The sequence below is a fragment of the uncultured Faecalibaculum sp. genome (assembly GCF_910588395.1).
In the GTDB taxonomy this organism is placed as follows: domain Bacteria; phylum Bacillota_I; class Bacilli_A; order Erysipelotrichales; family Erysipelotrichaceae; genus Faecalibaculum.
The window spans coordinates 14,240-33,853 of the sequence record NZ_CAJUPA010000027.1; the positions used below are offsets into that span (position 1 = coordinate 14,240).

20 protein-coding genes and 1 rRNA gene are annotated in these 19,614 nt (G+C 55.9%); 8 read left to right on the plus strand and 13 right to left on the minus strand.

Going from position 1 to position 19,614, the window contains the following annotated elements; all coding sequences use genetic code 11:
- Nucleotides 1-87 precede the first annotated feature (87 nt).
- Nucleotides 88-2,154, minus strand: a complete 2,067-nt coding sequence (feoB, locus tag QZ305_RS08250) for a ferrous iron transport protein B (protein WP_294731252.1) — start codon at nt 2,152-2,154, stop codon at nt 88-90.
- On the minus strand, nt 2,147-2,374 hold the full coding sequence (locus QZ305_RS08255) for a FeoA family protein (protein ID WP_294731273.1): 228 nt from the start codon (nt 2,372-2,374) through the stop codon (nt 2,147-2,149). The genes feoB and QZ305_RS08255 overlap by 8 nt, the downstream gene beginning before the upstream one ends.
- A gap of 91 nt (nt 2,375-2,465) precedes the next feature.
- Here QZ305_RS08255 and QZ305_RS08260 point away from each other — a divergent pair, with 91 nt between their 5' ends.
- Both QZ305_RS08260 and yaaA read left to right on the plus strand, forming a co-directional pair.
- Nucleotides 2,466-2,834, plus strand: coding sequence for a helix-turn-helix transcriptional regulator (locus QZ305_RS08260; RefSeq protein WP_294731253.1), 369 nt, complete (start codon nt 2,466-2,468; stop codon nt 2,832-2,834).
- Nucleotides 2,834-3,589 (plus strand): peroxide stress protein YaaA, encoded by a 756-nt coding sequence (gene yaaA, locus QZ305_RS08265; RefSeq protein WP_294731254.1) that lies wholly within the window; start codon nt 2,834-2,836, stop codon nt 3,587-3,589. Before QZ305_RS08260 ends, yaaA begins: the two co-directional genes overlap by 1 nt.
- Nucleotides 3,590-3,668: 79 nt before the next feature.
- On the opposite strand, the gene QZ305_RS08270 is transcribed toward yaaA, so the two are convergent.
- The 8 genes from QZ305_RS08270 to QZ305_RS08305 are packed head-to-tail and all read right to left on the minus strand — an operon-like array spanning nt 3,669 to nt 11,819.
- Nucleotides 3,669-4,658, minus strand: a complete 990-nt coding sequence (locus QZ305_RS08270) for a Gfo/Idh/MocA family protein (RefSeq protein ID WP_294731255.1) — start codon at nt 4,656-4,658, stop codon at nt 3,669-3,671.
- Nucleotides 4,655-6,001, minus strand: a complete 1,347-nt coding sequence (locus tag QZ305_RS08275; RefSeq protein ID WP_294731256.1) for a HAMP domain-containing sensor histidine kinase — start codon at nt 5,999-6,001, stop codon at nt 4,655-4,657. The genes QZ305_RS08270 and QZ305_RS08275 overlap by 4 nt, the downstream gene beginning before the upstream one ends.
- 56 nt (nt 6,002-6,057) lie before the next feature.
- A complete protein-coding gene (locus QZ305_RS08280; RefSeq protein WP_067555869.1) occupies nt 6,058-6,717 on the minus strand; it encodes a response regulator transcription factor in 660 nt (219 codons plus the stop codon).
- A 42-nt stretch (nt 6,718-6,759) separates the two neighbouring features.
- Nucleotides 6,760-8,097 (minus strand): phosphoglucosamine mutase, encoded by a 1,338-nt coding sequence (glmM, locus tag QZ305_RS08285; protein WP_294731257.1) that lies wholly within the window; start codon nt 8,095-8,097, stop codon nt 6,760-6,762.
- A complete protein-coding gene (locus tag QZ305_RS08290) occupies nt 8,090-8,872 on the minus strand; it encodes a YbbR-like domain-containing protein (protein ID WP_294731258.1) in 783 nt (260 codons plus the stop codon). The genes glmM and QZ305_RS08290 overlap by 8 nt, the downstream gene beginning before the upstream one ends.
- Nucleotides 8,865-9,785: a diadenylate cyclase CdaA gene (gene cdaA / locus QZ305_RS08295; RefSeq protein WP_294731259.1), complete on the minus strand. Its 921-nt coding sequence runs from the start codon at nt 9,783-9,785 to the stop codon at nt 8,865-8,867. The genes QZ305_RS08290 and cdaA overlap by 8 nt, the downstream gene beginning before the upstream one ends.
- A gap of 55 nt (nt 9,786-9,840) precedes the next feature.
- Nucleotides 9,841-10,614, minus strand: coding sequence for an HAD-IIB family hydrolase (locus QZ305_RS08300; RefSeq protein WP_294731260.1), 774 nt, complete (start codon nt 10,612-10,614; stop codon nt 9,841-9,843).
- A 44-nt stretch (nt 10,615-10,658) separates the two neighbouring features.
- Complete coding sequence (locus tag QZ305_RS08305) at nt 10,659-11,819, minus strand: M20 family metallopeptidase (RefSeq protein ID WP_294731262.1); 1,161 nt, start codon at nt 11,817-11,819, stop codon at nt 10,659-10,661.
- Between the two features lie 325 nt (nt 11,820-12,144).
- Here QZ305_RS08305 and lysA point away from each other — a divergent pair, with 325 nt between their 5' ends.
- Genes lysA through dapD form a run of 5 tightly spaced genes read left to right on the plus strand, consistent with a single transcriptional unit; the run spans nt 12,145 to nt 16,507 of the window.
- Nucleotides 12,145-13,425: a diaminopimelate decarboxylase gene (gene lysA, locus QZ305_RS08310; protein WP_294731263.1), complete on the plus strand. Its 1,281-nt coding sequence runs from the start codon at nt 12,145-12,147 to the stop codon at nt 13,423-13,425.
- A gap of 1 nt (nt 13,426) precedes the next feature.
- Entirely contained in the window at nt 13,427-14,224 is a 798-nt protein-coding gene (gene dapF, locus QZ305_RS08315) for a diaminopimelate epimerase (RefSeq protein ID WP_294731264.1), read from the plus strand.
- Complete coding sequence (gene dapA / locus QZ305_RS08320; protein WP_294731265.1) at nt 14,221-15,111, plus strand: 4-hydroxy-tetrahydrodipicolinate synthase; 891 nt, start codon at nt 14,221-14,223, stop codon at nt 15,109-15,111. The genes dapF and dapA overlap by 4 nt, the downstream gene beginning before the upstream one ends.
- Nucleotides 15,108-15,821: a 4-hydroxy-tetrahydrodipicolinate reductase gene (dapB, locus tag QZ305_RS08325; protein ID WP_294731266.1), complete on the plus strand. Its 714-nt coding sequence runs from the start codon at nt 15,108-15,110 to the stop codon at nt 15,819-15,821. Before dapA ends, dapB begins: the two co-directional genes overlap by 4 nt.
- Nucleotides 15,818-16,507, plus strand: coding sequence for a 2,3,4,5-tetrahydropyridine-2,6-dicarboxylate N-acetyltransferase (gene dapD, locus QZ305_RS08330; RefSeq protein ID WP_294731267.1), 690 nt, complete (start codon nt 15,818-15,820; stop codon nt 16,505-16,507). The genes dapB and dapD overlap by 4 nt, the downstream gene beginning before the upstream one ends.
- Nucleotides 16,508-16,633: 126 nt before the next feature.
- On the opposite strand, the gene QZ305_RS08335 is transcribed toward dapD, so the two are convergent.
- Both QZ305_RS08335 and QZ305_RS08340 read right to left on the minus strand, forming a co-directional pair.
- On the minus strand, nt 16,634-17,320 hold the full coding sequence (locus QZ305_RS08335) for a LytTR family DNA-binding domain-containing protein (protein WP_294731268.1): 687 nt from the start codon (nt 17,318-17,320) through the stop codon (nt 16,634-16,636).
- A 2-nt stretch (nt 17,321-17,322) separates the two neighbouring features.
- Nucleotides 17,323-18,321, minus strand: coding sequence for a DUF2804 domain-containing protein (locus QZ305_RS08340; protein ID WP_294731269.1), 999 nt, complete (start codon nt 18,319-18,321; stop codon nt 17,323-17,325).
- A gap of 85 nt (nt 18,322-18,406) precedes the next feature.
- Here QZ305_RS08340 and QZ305_RS08345 point away from each other — a divergent pair, with 85 nt between their 5' ends.
- Nucleotides 18,407-19,285 carry a DUF4349 domain-containing protein gene (locus QZ305_RS08345; protein WP_294731270.1) on the plus strand — a complete coding sequence of 293 codons (879 nt, stop codon included), beginning with the start codon at nt 18,407-18,409 and terminating at the stop codon, nt 19,283-19,285.
- Between the two features lie 167 nt (nt 19,286-19,452).
- On the opposite strand, the gene rrf is transcribed toward QZ305_RS08345, so the two are convergent.
- Nucleotides 19,453-19,559 (minus strand): 5S ribosomal RNA (rrf, locus tag QZ305_RS08350).
- Nucleotides 19,560-19,614 lie beyond the last annotated feature (55 nt).

Below are 19,614 nucleotides of genomic sequence, written 5' to 3' on the forward strand. Positions count from 1 at the left end.
ATCAGACGCCTTCAGACAAGTCTCAAGGGATGAAATCTCCCGCACCCACACAGCCGCCATCGGCAGAGCCTGTCAGGCCGGGCGCAGTCAGAGAAACAGCGATCCGATCTGCCACACTGCAAACGTTGTGACCCAGGCAACTCCCAGCTGGAGCAGGATGCCGGCAATCATCTGCCGTGCACCCCCTTCCCGGCGGATGGTCGCCAGAGCTGCCAGACATGGTACATACAGCAGGCAGAACAGCATCATGCACCAGGCATTCAGCGGACCGAACCCGATCTGCAGCAGTTCCTGATGCAGCTGCTGCATGCCGCCGAAGCTGTTGACATTGGCAATTCCAAACAGCACTGCCGTGCTGGATACCACCACTTCCTTGGCGCTGATGCCCGCCAGCAGGGCCACGGCGATCTGCCAGAATCCCAGTCCGCAGGGGACCAGGATCCACGACAGGCCTCGGCCGATGACTGCGGCAAAAGACCGGGATACATCCTCTATCATGCCGGAGGGACCCAGGTGCAGCAGCAGCCACAGAAGGATGCTGGCCACAAAAATCGTGGTCCCGGCTTTCGTGAGGAAGTCCTTCACCTTGTCCCGGACGTACACGTAAATGGTATACGCGGAGGGTCGCTTGTATGCCGGGAGTTCGATGAGCAGCGGCTGCATTCCCTCATACCTGTCAGTCAGATGCAGCAGCCAGGTGATCAGCAGAGCCATCAGAATCCCGATCAGATACATGGAGTACGCCGCCCACATGGCGTTGCTGCCAAAAAACATGCCGGAAAACAGAATGTAGATCGGCAGTTTGGCGGAGCAGCTCATGAAAGGAGTCACCAGCATCACACGGAAGCGGTCCCGGCGGGATTCCAGTGTCCGGCTTGCCATGACAGCAGGCACCGTGCAGCCAAAGCCGAGAACCATGGGAATGAATGCCCGGCCCGAGAGCCCCAGCCGCTCCATGATGTCATTCATGACATAGGCGACCCGGCTCATGTAGCCCGAATCCTCAAGGAATGCCAGGGCAATAAACAGAATCGTGACATTGGGCAGAAAAGTCAGAATTCCCCCGACACCGGATATAATCCCGTCACAGACCAGACTGATGACCCAGTCCGAAGTATGAACGCCTTCCAGGAGCGAACCCACACCCTGCGTGAACCAGTCTATCAGTTCTTCCAGCCAGGCTGAAAGCCAGTCCCCGACGTTGAACGTCAGGGCAAACACCAGGCCCATGATACCCAGAAAGATCAGGATCCCCCAGACAGGCCGGAGCACAATGTCATCCACTTTGTCAGTGAAAGTATCGCTGGCTTCCTTGCCGAGCAGCACCTCCGGCATGATCCGTTCAATGGCATCGTATTTCCCGTTGATGATCCGGTCGCTGAAATCCGGTGCCTCTCTGGACAGATCCGGATACAGTGTCATGAGCTCAGGATCGTGTTCCAGAAGTCCCACAGCAGCGTACCGGGGATTGGCTGTATCAGCGGGCAGCTTCTGCTCCAGATCCCGGATGTGCGCTTCAATGTCTGCTGCGTATTCCGTGACATGCTCCAGTTCCGCTTCCCGGTCCACCGCCCGGGGACGGTGATTGGATGCATCCCCATCCTCATGCTGGTGGAGCGCTGCGTGCAGGAGGGTCCGCAGACCTTTCTTTTTCCGTGCCACAACCGGAACCACCGGAATCCCCAGCAGTTCCTGCAGCCGGTGCAGATCCAGATCAATGCCCCGCTTTTCCACAATGTCCATCATGTTCAGCGCCAGCACCACCGGTTTTCCCAGTTCAATCAGCTGCAGCGTCAGATACAGCGACCGCTCCAGACTGGAGGCATCCGCCACATCCACGACCACATCCACCTGATCGGAAAGAATGAACTGCCGGGACACCTGTTCCTCCATGGTATAGGAAGACAGCGAATAGGTTCCGGGCAGATCCACCAGGCGGATTTTCCGGCCATGGCTCTCAATGGCTCCCTCCACCCGTTCCACAGTGACCCCCGGCCAGTTGGCCACCTTCAGATTCGCGCCGGTGTAGGCATTGAACAGCGTGGTTTTGCCGCAGTTCGGATTGCCGATGAAGGCAATGGTCAGTTCTTCTGCCGGAGTCTGTGACATTCTGAAATCGCCGGCAGCGGCTTTCGGTGCATGCTGTTCAGACATATTCCACTCCAATCCGTTCAGCCATGGCAGAGCCCAGGGCAAACCGGGTTCCTCTCAAATTGATGACAAGGGTACCGGAACGCTTTTTCTGCAGGACAGAAACCTTCGTTCCGGGAATCATGCCCAGAGCCCGCAGTCGGTGCTGCGGGGCTGCGGCCAGATCAATATCAAGAACGCGGACTCTTCTGCCCGGTTCTGCATTTCGCAAAGTCACATTCATCACCGCACAAAGTATACCACGACTAACCGCCGGCCCTGCGCAGCTGACAGCATCGATCCGGCTCTGGTCCGGATTTGGTATAATAACAGGTATGACAAGCAATCAGAACATGGAACTGTTTCCGTATGAAATACAGGATGCCCGGGCGGTGCAGACAGCGCTGGCGCATATGCCCTGCCCTGCCGACATTGAAGCCCTGGCTGCCTTTTACAAAGTCATGGCAGACTCCACCCGTCTCAGGCTTTTGACGGCACTGGAATCAGGCCCGCTGTGCGCAACGGATCTGGCCAATGTGGCCGGCATGTCCCGGAGTGCTGTGTCCCATCAGCTGAAATCCCTGAAACAGGCGCATCTGGTCAGGAGTGTCAAGGAAGGCAAAACAGCGCTGTACTCCCTGGATGACGATCACATTGCCAGCATCCTGAGCGTGACCTGCGAACACCTGCGGGAGGAGAACTGATGAAAATCCTCCTCTCTCCGGCGAAGAAAATAACCCTGGACGACAAACACGGGCTGGCCATGACCGTCCCCCGGTTCCAGGAACAGTCAGTGCCTCTGCTGGAAACACTGCAGAATATGGACTATCCCGGACTCAAGGCACTGTACAAAGTCTCCGACGCCGTGGCCAGACCGGTGTATGATCATCTTCAGGCGCTGAAGCAGGGGCGGGAAACAGAGAAGTATCCGGCTCTGCTGGCATTTTCCGGCATTGCCTACCGGTATATGGCCCCGGGTGTCTTCACCGATGAGATGATGCAGTATGTCAGCGATCATCTGCTGATTCTCTCCGGTCTGTACGGTGCACTTTCACCGCTGGATGGCATTACCCCTTACCGGCTGGAAATGGGAACCCGGGGTCCCTTTGATCTGTATGCCTGGTGGAAAAAGCCCCTGCAGAACCTGCTGCCGGATACAGAAGAAGTCATCAACCTGGCCAGTGCCGAGTACGCCAAAGCGGTGCGGCAGTTCCGGAAAGTGACAGAGGTGCGCTTTCTGCGGCAGAAAAACGGCAAACTGCAGGAAACAGCCGTCTATGCCAAAATGGCCCGGGGCGCCATGGTCCGGTGGATGGCAGAGCACCAGGTGCAGACAGCGGCGGAACTTGCCGGATTTGATGAACTGGGCTACCGGTACGATCCATCCTGCAGCAGCGAAAAGATGCTGGTTTTCGTCCATGAGGAAAACAGCGGCGGGCTGGCCCGGAAAGAAATCTGAATTTCTGAACACAGAAACGGGAAGGACCTGGCCATCATGCGGTCATCCTTCCCGTTTTTTCTGTCTGTGCTGATTCGATTCAGGACCTGTGCTGTCGCTCCAGCTGTTCCAGCAGCTGCATCACCAGCATCGTCTGATCTCTGGCAGCCTGATAGCTCTTTTCGTCATTTTCATCCAGAATCCGCTGAAACTCCTGCACTTCATACACCATGTGATTGTCCAGCTGCCGGATGCCCGCATCTTCGGAAGCATCTGTGTCTTTCTTTCCGATCATGTCGCCTTTGAGGGGAATGAAACGGAGATTCTGTACCCGGCCCGGGCTGGAATTGACCATCAGTGTCCCCTTCTCCCCTTCGATGAGCACACTGTTGGGGGCGCTGCAGTTCTTTGCGGAGGTCAGAACCGCATGCATCTGCGGCCACTGCAGAATGACTGTTTCCCCCAGATCCACCTGATTGTCTCCGTGCTGCGCACAGATGAACGTTTTTTCGGGCATTCCGAACAGACCGGTGACAAAGTGCAGATTGTATACGCCCAGGTCCCGCAGTGCGCCGCCGTCAAACGCCGGATCGAACACATTGGTGACCTGTCCCTTCAGATAGGCATCGTATCTGGAAGAATACTGAGAGAAGTTTGCCGTCACGATCCTGGGCTCTCCGATTCTTTGCAGACTCTTCTGCAGCAGCCTGTAGTTGGGGGTGTACAGCGTCGTGATCGCTTCGAAGACTCTGCGCCCGTAACGGCTGGCGGTCTCAAACAGATCCTGCGCCTGCTCCGTCGTGGAAGTAAAGGGTTTCTCGCAGATCACATCATGACCGGATTCCAGCGCCTGTTTGGTCTGGGTATAATGCAGCGAATTCGGACTGGCGACATACACCGTGTCAATATCCGGATCCTGCAGCATGGAGTCCAGGTCCGTATAGACACGGTCCACCTGATTTCTGTCCGCAAATTCACGGCCTTTGTCTGCCCCGCGGGAGTACACGGCAACAACTTCGCTGCCTGCCTGTTTCAGTGCATCGATCATCCGCTCCGTAATGACACTTGTGCCAATGGTGCCCACCTTCATTTTCTCTGATTTCTCCTTTTCTGTTTTCCCGGTTCTTTCTTCACCGGCCGGTAAATCCGGAAGCATACGCCATCAGGGAGGTTGTAGCCCTGAACCAGATAGTTGTTGGCTTTTGTGACTTTGGAAACGATGGACAGGCCCAGACCGAATCTGCCCCCTTCTCCTTTTTCATATGGACGGAACAGTGCGTCTATCCGGTCCTCCGGCATTTTCGGTCCATCGTTGGAAATCCGGAGATCATTCTCCCGCACCTCGATGCGGATGTAGGTCTTGGCGTACCGGAATGCGTTTTCCATGATGTTTTCAATGGATACGCGCCATGCTTCGATGAGACCGTCAAAGAACACTTCCTCCACATCGGTGATGATTTCAATCTCCGGCCGGATCACAGCCGAATTCAGCACCACCTGTTCCACCACGTCTTTCATGTTTGTGACCACACCGCTGGCATCACTGCTGACCAGGTATTCCACCCGGTTCAGATACAGCAGGTTGTGGACTTTCTCCTCCAGCCGCTGGGCATTGTGCAGGATCACATCCACGCTGGAATCCAGATCGCCATAGGGATAGATGCCGTCCTTGATGGATTCCGAATAGGACTTGATGGTGGCAATGGGGGTTTTCAGGTCATGGGAGATGTTGTGGATCATTTCTTCCTTGGCTTTGTCCTGTCTGGAAAGTTCGTCTTTCATGGTCACCAGCTCCTGAGCCAGATCTCCGATTTCATCTCCCCGGTTGATGTAGAGATCCACATCCTTGCCCTGCTTGATCTGGCTGATGTAGCTGCGGATCTGATTCAGCGGCCGGATGATGGAGAATACCCAGATGAGCGTGGCCATGAGCATGAGGAAGAAGACGATGATGATCACATAGACTGTTGAATTGATCAGAGATTCCCGGAACTGACTGGCATACAGATCGCTCATGTATGTGACCAGAATCAGCGGTCCGTCTTCTCCCGGCAGCCGCTCCATCCGGTAGTAAAACTCCCGTCCCCCCTGCCGGCAGATTCCTTCCCGGACAGCATCCGGGAGGGCCTCTTCCAGACTGTCCGCCTGATGCAGCAGCCAGTTCTGCACCTGCTTTTCCTGTTCCGGCGACCTGCTGGCCATGATGATTTCCCCGTCATCCACCAGAAAACTGGTCTGTGTCTCATCCGCCCGCAGATAGGTGCTCAGATACTCCCGGTCCCTGCCATCCATGTCACCGGTCAGCACCGCCGCAATGGGCTTCTGGTCACTGGCCATCATGGAGTACATCAGGTCGGTGATGGTTCTGTCAATGGAATCGGAAATGAAGAAGGCAAAGAATGCCGACAGAAAAATCAGCATGATCACGATCATGCTGAAAACCTGCTGAGTCAGGGACATCCTGGTAAACCAGGGACCTCGCTGCTGTCTCATCCCAGCCGGTACCCGTAGCCGTAAATCGTATGGATGTTCAGGTTCGGCAGTTTCTTTCGCAGCCGGCGCAGGGTATCATCCACCACCCGGTCCGAACCGAAATAGTTCTCATCCCAGACATTCTCCAGAATCTTGTCCCGGGAAAAGGCAATGCCCTTGTTCTTGATGAACATCATCAGCAGGTCGAACTCCTTGGTCGTCAGTTCGATCTCCACATTGTCCGCATAGATCTTGCGCTGCACTTCGTCCAGCTCGTATCCGTCCACGGCGATGCGGTTGCTGTTGTCCTTGTAAGCCCGCTTGATGATGTTGTTGACCCGGAGAACCAGTTCCTTGGGAGAAAAGGGCTTGGTGATGTAATCATCCGATCCCTTTTCCAGCCCGATGATCCGGTCGAACTCCTTGTCTCTGGCAGACATGAAGATCACCGGAGTATCCGGATCCCGCAGCCTGATTTCCTCAATCAGGTCGAATCCGCTCTTGTCGTCCAGCATGATGTCCAGGATCCACAGATGCACGTCGTCATCTCCGGCATGGGCGCTGGCTTCTTCATAAGTATAGTAGGAATGGACTTCATATCCTTCCTTGCGCAGATACTGCGCCACCAGGTTGTTGATGTCCTTTTCGTCCTCTACGATGCTGATCACTCGCTTCATGCAGGTGCCTCCTTTGTATCAGTCCGCTTATGTATCAATCCGCTAGAATCCGTTCTCTTCCAGATAGTCGGTGACCTGTTTCACGCAGCTGCGGCAGATTTCGTCTGTGGCAGCTTCAGCCATGACCCGGACCAGCGGTTCTGTTCCGGAAGGACGCACCAGGATCCGTCCGTTGCCCTCCAGTGCCGCTTCCGCTGCGGCAATGACTTCCTTCAGGCCGGCGTCTTCCATGACCGCGTGCTTGTCCCGCACCCGGACATTCACCAGTTCCTGGGGATAGATGAACAGCCCCTGGGACAGTTCCTGAATGGACTTTCCGGTCCGTCTGAGCGTCTCCAGGAGTTTCAGTGCCGTCAGCAGTCCGTCGCCTGTCACCATGTTTTCATAGAAAATGATGTGGCCGGACTGTTCTCCGCCGATCAGGTAGTCATTCTTTTCCATTTCTTCAAAGACGTACTTGTCACCCACGGGTGTCTGTACGTAGTCAATGCCCGAAGCCTCCAGGCCTTTGTAGAGACCCAGATTGGCCATGACGGTGGTTACGACCATGTTGCCCTTGAGACGGCCCTGCTCTTTCATGTCCCGGCCAACGATATACAGAATGTAGTCGCCGTTGACCAGTTCACCGTCGCTGTTCACCGCAATCAGCCGGTCTGCATCTCCGTCAAAGGCCAGACCCAGATCGCAGCCGTTTTCCCTGACAAATGCCTGCAGATTCTCCGGATGGGTGCTGCCGCAGTGCAGATTGATGTTGATGCCATTGGGTTCATTGCCAATGGCCAGCACTTCGGCGCCCAGATCCGTCAGTGTGCGCACAGCGGTGCTTGTGGCGGATCCGTTTGCCAGATCCACGGCGATTTTCATTCCCGTCAGATCTTCCTGCACCACAGACTCCAGCCACTGCACATACAGATCCAGCCCCTGAGGCCAGCACTGGAAAGTCCCGACTTTTTCTCCGTGAGCCACCGGAAGTTCCGTTTTGCCATCCATATAGTCTTCTATGGCCAGCAGAAGCGGCTCTTCCATTTTCTTTCCTTCGTGATTGAAGATCTTGATCCCGTTGTCGGTATACGGGTTATGGCTGGCGGATACCATGATCCCGCAGTCGAAATCCGAGCGGTTCACCAGAAAGGAAACCGCCGGCGTGGGACAGACCCCCAGCAGCTTCACTTCAGCTCCGGTGCTCACAGCGCCCGCTGCCAGACCCAGTTCAAACATGTCACCGGAAAGCCTGGTATCCTTGCCGATCAGGATTCGGGCATGCTCCCGTTCTTTTCCGTAATGCCACCCCAGGTACTGTCCGATCCGGACAGCCATGTCCAGGGTCAGGTCTTCATTCGCGACGCCGCGAACACCATCTGTTCCAAAATACTTACCCATTGGAATTCTCCTCCTTCTGTGCAGCTTTCACCGTGGCCGTCACGGTCTGCGGCTGCATTGTCACAGAGATCTTGTCTCCATTCGCATTGTAGGCTGCAATGACAGCATTGGCCGTGAAATCCTGACTCTGCCCGGATGCATCCACCAGCGCCTTGACGGTGCGGATGGCATTGAGTTCATTGGGCGCCGCTGTGATCTTCACCTTGGTCTGATCCAGCACCGGTGTCTGGAAATCCGAAGCCTTCTGACCGGTCCCCAGCAGCAGCTCGGGCTTGATGTCAAAGGTCCGTGTCTGTTTCTGAATGATGTTGATGGAACAGGACTCCGGATTCACCGTGACGCTCAGAGAATCCGGAACACCGGAGACAGTCAGCGGCACTTCATTGCGTCCCGGACCGAAGCTGGTCAGATTGGCCGTGACCACCACATTGGACTGCTGGGAGCGGAACACCTGAATATCCGCAGGAGTGCCGGTAACAGTCAGATCCGCCGTATTCGGCAATCCTTCCACCTTGTATTCCTCTTCATTGATCCTGACATCCACCGGAATGCCGGATACATTCAGCGTGGTCTGGCTGCCGTTGACAAACATGGCTGAAAGGTCATCGAAATTCACGGAAATGCAGAGGGCAACCGCTGTCATGATGCTGACTGCCAGACTGGCTTTGCGGTTGTATACGATCTGGTCAAACAGCTTGCTGATCCAGTTCACGGCAGTTTTGCAGAACCGGCGCACCCAGCGCATGAATCCCGATACGCGTTTTTTCTCACTCATGGCTGCCTCCGTTGTACAGATCCTCCACTTCAATTGGCTTGATCCGTTCATCTCTGGGTTTTTCCTGGGGCATCTCCCGGCGGGGGATGTTCAGGCCCACCCGGCGGGCTGTCTTGATCACAGGTTCCATGCTGAAGGCAGCTTCCTCTTCCGGCGCTGCCAGCTTGTTCATCAGAAACCGGTGCAGCGCATCCGGATTGTACTGAGTCAGCTGTCCCCGCATGGCCACGGAAATCGCACCGGTTTCCTCCGAAACAATGATCGTGATGGAATCGGTGATTTCCGATATGCCCACCGCCGCCCTGTGCCGGGCACCGTAGCGCGTGGGCAGATCCCGGGATGTGGGCGGAAAATACGCTGCCGCACAGGCGATTTTCACGCCCTGAATGATCACGGCTCCGTCATGCATGGGCGTTCCGTACTGGAAAATCGTGCCCAGCAGTTCGCTGGAAACCTCGGCATCCATGGAGATTCCCGTTTCGATGAAATCCTGCAGACTCTGGCTCATCTGAATGGTAATCAGCGCCCCGGTTTTGGTACGGGACATGGCTGAACAGGATTCCACCAGTTCATCCACCATGCCGGAAATCTGCGACACGGAAACGTTCTGAGAAAAGATTGCCGTGGTCTTCCCGACTTTTTCCAGCATGCTGCGGATTTCCGGCTGAAACAGGATCAGCACTGCCACAACGCCCCAGTTCAGGAATATGTCAATGAGCCAGTTCAGGGCATGCAGACCCAGAGAGAGAGCCAGCAGCTTGATGAGAATGACCACCAGAATCCCCTTGAATATCTGGATGGTCCGGGAATTGTTGCGTATGATCCGCAGACCCGAATACAGGACTGCGCTCACAGCCAGAATGTCCAGCAGCAGCTGCAGCCACAGCCAGACATCGTTGATGGAAAAATCCATATCTGTCCCCCTTTGATTCAGAAATCCGGCTGTTTCGCAAACAGCCGGGATGGCATCAGGCCAGAAGATCGTCGACCAGTTCGTGCAGACCGGTGCAGGTGCGGGAAGCCTGGGCTTTGACAGCCTCCGGTGCCGTTTCGATCACAGCACTGTGTTCCACCGCCTCGATCATGGGCAGATCGTTCCAGGAATCCCCCAGGACATAGACATCATCTTCATCCACATCCGCCCAGGAAAGCGCGAACTGCAGACCTTCTCCCTTGCTGACGCCTCTGGCCACCACATCCACACAGGTATTGTTGGGATAGGCTGACAGATGCTCTCCGAAGAAATGATTGATCTGCTCCGCCATATCCTCCGCGGCCTGAGAGTCGGTCATGGATACAACGATCTGGCAGTACCGGGGCAGTGAGAGTGCCTCGTCTTCCGGCAGATCCCCCTTCACCCCTGCATAGCGGGGATCCGACAGCTGCGGATTCACAATCACCTTGTGCCGGGCCATTCCGTCATTGACCATTACGCTGCAGACATTGTCCATTTCCTTCATCGCATAGACCAGGTCCACTGCCGTGATGGTTTCCATATAGTTCTCCGACAGCCGTCTGCCGTCTTTGTCGAACACAAGGCCGCCGTTGTTGCAGATCAGAAAGTCAGGCTTCAGATCGTACTTGTCCAGTTCCCGGTGAATGGACAGGCCGCTCCGCCCGGTCACCACCGCGAACAGATTTCCCGCTTCTTTCCAGCGGGCAATCGCTTCCAGATCCTCCGGCATTACCTCTCCGTATCCGTAACAGAGGGTGCCGTCATAGTCAGTTGCCAGCAGTTTCATACTTTTTTACCGTTCCCTTCTAGAAAACCCTTTGGTCCATTCTATCATAATTCTTCAGTGAAACCGCTCCCTTTCCGGCAGAGGGCGTCCAGGACACGGGTCCAGAAGCGCACACCTTCCGTCAGCACCTGGTCGGGGACATCAAAGCGGGCATCATGCAGCGGAATGCCGGTGCCGGTTCCCAGAAAAAAGAACACGGAGGGGACCCGCTGCTGATAGAAGGAAAAATCCTCGCTGATCATCTCCGGCTGTTCCAGCTCCATCACATCCGGCAGCGCTTCCATCAGCGCTGCGGTCAGCGGCCGGTGATTGATCACAGCGGGATAGCCATCGGAAAAGTGCACCTGGACCTGGCAGCCGCCTGCCTCTTCCTGTCTGCGGGCGCTTTCCAGAATCATGTCCTTCAGTCCCTGGAACCGGTCTGGTTCGAAGGCCCGCACTGTTCCCTGCACCAGCGCCGAATCTGCCACCACATTCCGGATGGTGCCGGATTCCAGCCGTCCGAACCGCAGCAGGCGGAAGATTTCCGGCGGCAGTGCGGCTTCCTGGCTGTAGAGACCGGCAACAAGCTGCACAGCGGCTTCCAGGGCATCCTTTCCCTGTCTGTATTTGGCCGCATGGGTGCTTTGCCCCTGGATCGTGATGTCCACTTCGCTGCTGGCAGCCATCATGGGTCCCGGCCGGGTGGCGATGGTGCCGGCAGGCAGTGCAGGCCAGACGTGCAGTCCAAAGGCAGCCCGGACGCCAAACCGTTCCAGCAGACCGGATTCACAGATCAGCCGGGCACCCCCGGGATTCTCCTCACCGGGCTGAAACACCAGCAGAATATTGAAGGGAGATTCCTTCATCCGGGACAGAACCATGGCAAAACCCAGCAGCACTGTCATATGCACATCATGGCCGCAGGCATGCATGCAGCCAGGCGTCTGACTGCACCAGGGGACACCGGTCTGTTCCTGCACCGGCAGGGCATCCATGTCTGCCCGGAACATCAGTGTGTCCGGGGCTCCAAAATCAAACCAGGCAGCCACGGCGCTGTCCATCGGCTCCAGAATTTCAGCACCCGTCTGTTTCAGAATCTCCTTGATGCAGGTGCTGGTCCAGGGAAGATCCAGTGCCAGCTCCGGGTGCCTGTGCAGGTCTCTGCGCCATGCTGTCAGTGTCTGCAAAGGCGGGATGTATGCTTCAGTTTCGTTGTATCTCATTGTGATTGCCTTTCATATTCTTTCATTTTCTTGCATATTCATTGAAAATACAATGCATGTCTTCTTGAATGCCTTCTGTGCCTCTGCTACTATAACCCCAGATAGAGGTCGCGGAGGCGACTCCTGTGATTCCAGCCGGCAGGCGCATGAGACCACAGGGAGCGCTGACGCCGAACTGTCCCTTCAGGCATGCAGGGGCGGTGGGCCGACGGGAGAAGATCCCGCGGACTGTCTGCAGAACAAAGCTGCAGGAGCGCTATCCGAAGGTGAACCGTAAGCCGGCGGATGCGTTTGTGTCTGCCGGCTTTTATCAAAGGAGAATTGTATGAAACTTGAAATCGCAGGGGCCGAAGCCTCACAGCTGGCAGCCCGGTTCGGCACACCTGTCTATGTGTACGATCAGAACAGGCTGGAAGAACGCATGCGTCAGTTCCGGCAGGTGTTTTCCTCCCCGCTCTTTGACTGTCACGTGGCCTATGCCTCCAAAGCCTTCTGCTGTCTGGCCATGATGCAGCTGGTGCAGCGGGAAGGTCTCTGGGCGGATGCTGTTTCCGGCGGAGAGCTCTACACCGCCATGAAAGCCGGCTTTGACATGAATCACATTCTGTTTCACGGAAACAGCAAGACAGATGCGGAACTGGAGATGGCTCTGGAAGCCGGCGTGGGAACCATCGTGGTGGACAATCTGGCAGAAGCCGGCCGTCTGGCGTTTCTCAGCACCGGTCATCCCGGCAGCCGGACCCGCACGCTGCTGCGGATCAATCCCGGTGTGGAAGCCCACACGCATGCCTACATTGTCACGGCAGACATCGACAGCAAGTTCGGCATCTCCATCACCCGCAGTCAGGAGATCATCGAAACCTGCCGGATCCTGGATGAAGCGCCGAATCTGGATTTCGCCGGGTTCCACGCTCATATCGGTTCCCAGATTTTCGAGCCGGAGGCATTTGCGGCTGAAATCGACAAAGTCACCGCCTTCACAAAGGAATTCCAGGATCAGACCGGTCTGCAGATCAGCTGTCTGGATCTGGGCGGTGGATTCGCAGCCCGGTATACAGACAAGGACAGCTGCCCGCCGGTGGAAACCGTATGCCGCCGGATCCTGGAAGCCATGACAGAGGCAGTGAAGCGCCATGGGCTTTCTGTCCGGGAACTCATCATCGAACCGGGACGGTCCATTGCGGCTGAAGCAGGCTGGACGCTGTATACGGTGGGCAGCATCAAGGATACGGAACACCGCCGCTATGTCTTCGTGGATGGCGGGATGAATGACAACATCCGGCCGGCACTGTATCAGGCTGAATACGAAGCTGTGCTGGCCGACAGGATGGATGAAGAGAAAAGCGAAACGGTCACTGTCGCAGGCAAATGCTGCGAAAGCGGCGACATCATCCTCCGGGATGGCCGGCTGCAGCCTGCCAGACCGGGAGACATTCTGGCGGTGGCCTCCACCGGTGCCTATGGACAGTCCATGGCTTCCAACTACAACAAGCTGCCGGTTCCCGGGACACTGTTTGTCAAGGATGGTCAGGCCCGCTGGGTGATCCGCCCGCAGGATCTGGAGGATCTGATCCGCAACGAAGAACCGCTTCCGGAGGAATCCTGAGATGGAACAGAAAGCAATCCCCGTCACCAAATACCATGGCTGCGGCAATGATTTCGTGATTGTCCGGGCAGCGGATGTCGAGGGCATGGATCTGCCGGCTCTGGCAGTCAGAGTCTGTGACCGTCATACAGGCATAGGTGCTGACGGATTCATCGTGGCAGACACCGGTCCCCTGGAAATGATCTACTACAATCAGGACGGGACCCGGGCGCCCATGTGCGGAAACGGGATCCGCTGTTTCGCGGCGTTCTGTCTGCAGGAAGGTCTGGCTTCCGGAACCGGATTCGACGTCGTGACACTGGCGGGAACAAAACACGTCACTGTGCTGGGGAATGACCGCTACCGGATCATGATGGGCGAACCGGACTTTTCCCGGGAAACCATCGGGACGCCTTTCCAGGTGGATCACTATCTGCTGAACGATCATGAAATCACAAGTTTCTTCATGGGAACCATCCACACTGTGGTATTCACCGACAATGCCATGGGCAACATCGAAGTCCCCGGCCGGGAGATCTGTCATGCGTCCCTGTTCCCGCAGCAGACCAATGTGAACTTTGTGGAAGTGGTGGACCGGAATCACCTCCGGGTGCAGACCTACGAACGGGGCTGCGGTGTGACACTGGCCTGCGGCACGGGCGTCTGTGCTTCTGCTTTTCAGGCCTGGCGGGAAGGACTCGCCAATCCTTCTGTGGATGTGGAACTGAAATGCGGTTTGCTGCACATCGACATTGAAGACGGCATTGTATATATGAGCGGTCCGGCTGTCCGGATCTTGAAAGGAGACTATTATCTATGACAACCAGTCTGCCCAAAGGCTCCATTGTGGCTCTTGTCACACCCTTCTGCGAGGATGGCAGCGTAAACACGGAAAAACTCCGGGAACTGGTGGAATTCCACGTATCCCATGACACAGACGGCATTCTTGTCCTTGGCACCACCGGAGAAAGTTCCACCATGACCGAAGAAGAAGATGATCTGGCGGCGAAGACCGTGATTGAAGCCGCCGCAGGACGCATTCCGGTGATTGTGGGTGCCGGGTCCAACAACACCGCCACGCAGCTGGACAAAGCGAAGAAATACGAAAAGATGGGCGCTGACGGACTGCTCCTGATTTCCCCCTATTACAACAAAGCCAATACAGAAGGGCTGGTCCGCCACTTCACCACAGTGGCGGATACGGTGAACATCCCCATCATCCTCTACAACATCCCCGGCCGCACAGGCATGTCCATTCCGGTGGAAGTGGTTGAACGGCTCAGCCGCCATCCCATGATTCAGGGAATCAAGGAAGCCAGCGGCAACATATCCTATGCCATGAATGTCTCGAAACTGCTGAACGACGACTTTGTGATGTACTCCGGCAATGACGACATCATTGTGCCCATGATGGGTGCCGGAGCTTCCGGGGTGATTTCGGTGCTGGCAGATGTAGCCCCCTCCCAGACCCATGACATGGTGTCCCGGTATCTGAACAATGATGTCCAGGGGGCTCTCAGTCTTCAGAGGGAACTCCTGGATCTGATCCACGCCCTGTTCATTGAAGTGAATCCCATCCCCGTCAAGGAAGCCATGAACCTCATGGGCATGGATGTAGGCGGCTACCGGCTGCCTCTGTATCCCATGGAGGAACAGCACCGGGAAATTCTGAAGCGGGAACTGCAGAAAGCGGGACTCTGCGCATGAAAGTCATCGTCGTGGGGACCGGGCGGATGGGACAGCTGATCTGTGCCCGCGCCAGCCAGCTGGGTCATGAAGTGCTGGCTGCCGGCGACCGGCTGAATCCCGGTGAGGTACCGCAGGCAGCAGGCCAGGAAGATGTCATCATCGATTTTTCGCACCCTGACAATCTGGAATGGATCCTGTCTCTGCCCTCTCAGGCTGCCATTGTGGAAGGCACCACCGGCTACAGTCAGGAACATCTGGACAGGCTGCATGCAGCAGCCGGGCACCGCCCGGTATTCTTCTCCGCCAATTATTCTCTGGGAATCGCCGTGCTGAAAAAACTCGCGGCGCAGGCAGCGGCCATGCTGGAAGGATTCGACATCGAAATCGTGGAAACCCACCACGCCCTGAAAGCCGATGCCCCCAGCGGCACGGCTCTCGCCCTGCGGGATGCCGTGGATCCGGACAGACAGTTCACAACCGTCTGCGGCCGCCAGGGACAAACCGGTGCGAGAAAGAAAGAAATCGGGATCCATGCCCTCCGGGGCGGAACCGCAGCCGGCGACCATGATGTGCTCTATCTCGGGCCGCAGGAAACCGTGAAACTCAGCCACCACGCAGAATCCCGGGAAATTTTCGTCAACGGCGCCCTGAAAGCCGCTGAATTCACTGCCGGGCAGCAGCCGGGATTGTATACCATGGAGGAACTTCTGGAGGAAAAAAACGCATGACAAACGAACTCAATGCGGAGGAAATCATCCGCTTCATCTCGGAATCCGAGAAAAAAACACCGGTGAAAGTCTGGTACAACGCTTCCGGACCGGTGTATTTCCCCAACTGCAAAACCTTCGGTCACATGGTCACCGGTGACTGGAAAGACATCAAGCCGGTCCTGGAATCCGGGGCGGTGGATGACTATGTCATCGAGAATGACTGCCGGAACTCCGCTGTTCCTTTGCTGGATCTGCTCAATCTGAACGCCCGCATCGAACCCGGAGCCATCATCCGGGACATGGTGTCCATTGGCAATGGGGCCGTGATCATGATGGGTGCCGTGCTGAACATCGGCGCTGTGGTGGGCGATGACACCATGGTGGACATGAATGCGGTGCTCGGGGGCCGGGCCATCGTGGGCAGACACTGTCACATTGGGGCCGGTGCCGTGCTGGCAGGGGTGGTTGAACCCGCCAGCGCCACGCCGGTGGTCATCGAAGACGATGTGATGATCGGCGCCAATGCCGTGGTCATTGAAGGATGCAGAGTTGGACGCGGCGCTGTTGTCGCCGCCGGTGCGGTGGTCATTGAAGATGTGCCGCCTTATGCGGTGGTAGCCGGCTGCCCGGCCATCGTCATCAAGATGAAAGATGAAAAATCCGCCCAGAAAACTGAACTTGTGGACGCCCTTCGCCGGCTGTAGACACCTGCAGCCCGCATCCACAGTCATCATCTGCTGTTCATTCTGATACAGCGTGCAAATACAGCGTGCAAAGCAAAACGCGCAGACCCAGCCGGATACCGGCATGCGGCCTGCGCGTTTTTCACATCATTCTCTGGCCGGATCCAGCTCTTTTTCATTCCGCAGTTTCCGTTTCTGCGCTCTGGACAGCGGAATGAGAGCACCGGTCACCAGTTCCACATCTTCCTTGTTCCAGGCCCGGATGTGCTTCCGGTTGACCAGATAGGAAACATGCACCCGCAGAAAGCCGTAGGGAGCGAAGATTTTTTCCAGATCTGACATGTTCATCCGTTTGTGGAATACACCCTTTTTGGTATGAAACCATACCATTTTTTCGATTTTTTCCACATAGTAAATCTCCTGATAGGGAATGTTCACGTGGGTGCCATCGTAAATCAGCGTGTAGTTGTCATTCTGGGAAGACTGGGCAATCAGCCGCCGGCTGATGCTCTCCAGCCCCGAAGCCAGAGAATCCTTTCCGAGATAGAAAATTCTCTCCCGGTTGTCCTCTGCCCGCAGCTGTTCAGGATCCCGGCACAGATAGATGAAAACCGCATCCGGATTATCATGCACGAACACCGACTCCATGCGGGGAGACTTGAATATTTCATCAAAAATGAAAATCTGATAGGACTCTTCCTTCATCCGTTTTGCCAGTTCGCTGGCCTTGAAATAATGGCGGAACACCCAGTCAGCCCGGTTCAGCACCCGGGACAGCAGAAACACAATGTCCTTGGTTTCCTTCTCGTGCTCCAGAATCGCAATCCGAATCATAGTCAGTACCGGTTCCTGATGTCTTCCACCGCGCAGCGCAGATCCTGCATGACAATGGTCCTGCCATCATCCAGCACAGCCGTCCCGGTGATTCTGCCAAAATACTGATGCTGCTTCGAATCCACAACCAGCGCACTGATTCTGGCACTTCTGTCCAGCTCCGGCGTGAACACCGCCTCAAAGCGTCCATCCGAACTGTTCACCGTCCAGGGCAGCATCGGATTGGCCGGAATCTCGAAGGCGATGTCATCCAGTTTGTGGATCCGCCCGTCGTAGAAAATGACATTTTCGCTGGCAGCGGATGTATCTCCGAACCCATAGCCAATGGAAAACCCGAAGGGAACGCCATCCACCATCGTGGAACATGTACCCCAGTACCAGTGAATGCGATACGGCCATACGCCGCGTCCTCTGTCCAGGATACCCGAGTCTTTCTCCGGATCCAGATGCCAGACATGCCAGTTGCAGACAATGGTTCCGGCCGCCGGCATGCAGTTGATCTTGGTATTATAGTAAAATTTCTTTCTGTCTGCCCAGGGAGTCACAATGTTCATCGAATCCACAGGCTCATCCAGAAACCGCAGATCAGCCCTGAAATCCGAATGGCCTGCAAAATTCTTCCACCAGCACCAGATGTGATGGGATTTTCCCTCTGTCTCGAACCGGAGCATCATGTCTTTCCCCGTCCAGGAAATCACCTTTTCCTGCAGGAACGGTGCTCCAGCCGGTTTCAGCGCCGTTCGTGTACAGTCAGTTTTCTTCACCAGGTCCAGGAAACTGATGGAAGCCATCCGAAGATAACCCAGGTCGCCCAGCGTGAAAGCCGCTGCGAACTCATCAGTCATCACCAGGTAATATTCCCACTCTTTGATCCGCACCCTGGAAGCCTGTATCCGGCTTCGGTCATACCGCCACAGCGAACGGCAGGCAAAGCCCGGAGACGTGACTCTTCCCTGCTCATCCAGCAGCTCTGTATCCTCCCTGAGAATGGTATTTCTCATTCGTTTCATCCCTTTCCACTGACTCTGATTATATCGTCTGTTTCGATTTTGGTATACTTTTCCCAAAGACTTGAAAGGAGCACGCATGAAAAAACATCTATGCATCCTTATGATCCTGTCCCTTTTGACAGCCGGCTGCGCCAGTTATGCAAGTCAATCCGAAACCAGCCCCGGCACAGCTGCAGCCAAATCCGCCGGCAGCTATGCGCAGGAAACCTGGGCCATGGACACCTCTGACCAGGGAACCGGCACCCTGCAGCCGGCTCCCGCTTCCGGAGAACTGCAAAGCGATAAAATCATCTACAACGGCAGTCTCTCCCTGCGCATCGACAATCTGACTGCCTTCTCCCGGCAGCTCGACCGCCTTCTGGAAGAAACCGGCGGATTCATCGAATCCCAGTCCCGCATGCAGGAACCGGATTCCGCCCTGCAGACCGGCACCTGGCAAATCCGGATCCCCGCCGAATCCTATGACTCTTTCACCAGTCAGCTCGCTGCCTCCGGCACCCTGGAACAGGAAGACAAGACAGCCACCAACATCACCCGGAACTACACGGATGTGCAAAGAAAAATCGACAGTCTGAAAAAAGAAGAAACCCGTCTCCACGAACTGCTTGACCAGGCGCAGACCGTCGGGGATATCGCTGCACTGGAAGACCAGCTGCGTCAGGTCCACGACGAACTGCAAACCTGGGAATCTTCTCAGGCGGACATGGAAATGGATCTGGCCTATTCCACGATCTGGATCACCGCAAGGGAATCCAGCACTTCCAGTGGGCTGGCGTATGCCTTTGACAACACCTGGCATACGTTTGGTCAGGCCATCAGTTCCATTGCTGTTATCCTGATTTACCTGTTCCCCTGGATCCTGCTGTCTGCTGCTGTTGTGGCTGTCATCTGGCTGCTTATCCGCAGAAAAAGAAAACTCCCGAAGCTTCCCCGCAATGAAAAGTCTGAAAACTGATTTCTTTCAAAGACGCCATGCAAGACAGCCGACGTCTTTTTTCCATAACCATGGTGTGTCTGCCGATGGGGCCTGCGGCCCTGGGCAGGGCCCGGATTAGATGACTGTGCTGTCTGCATGTATTCCGAAATTAAAAAGACCGGTACCCTTTCGGGTACCGGCTTTCTCAGTGGCCACGTGTTATTTTTGCCTTTCGGCTATCGTCACCGCAAGAGAGCTTGACTTCTGTGTTCGGGATGTTTACAGGTATTTCCTCTCTGCCATGATGACCACTTCTGGATTCATATCTCCACCAGTCTCTGAAAACCATACACGATATCTCTTCCTGT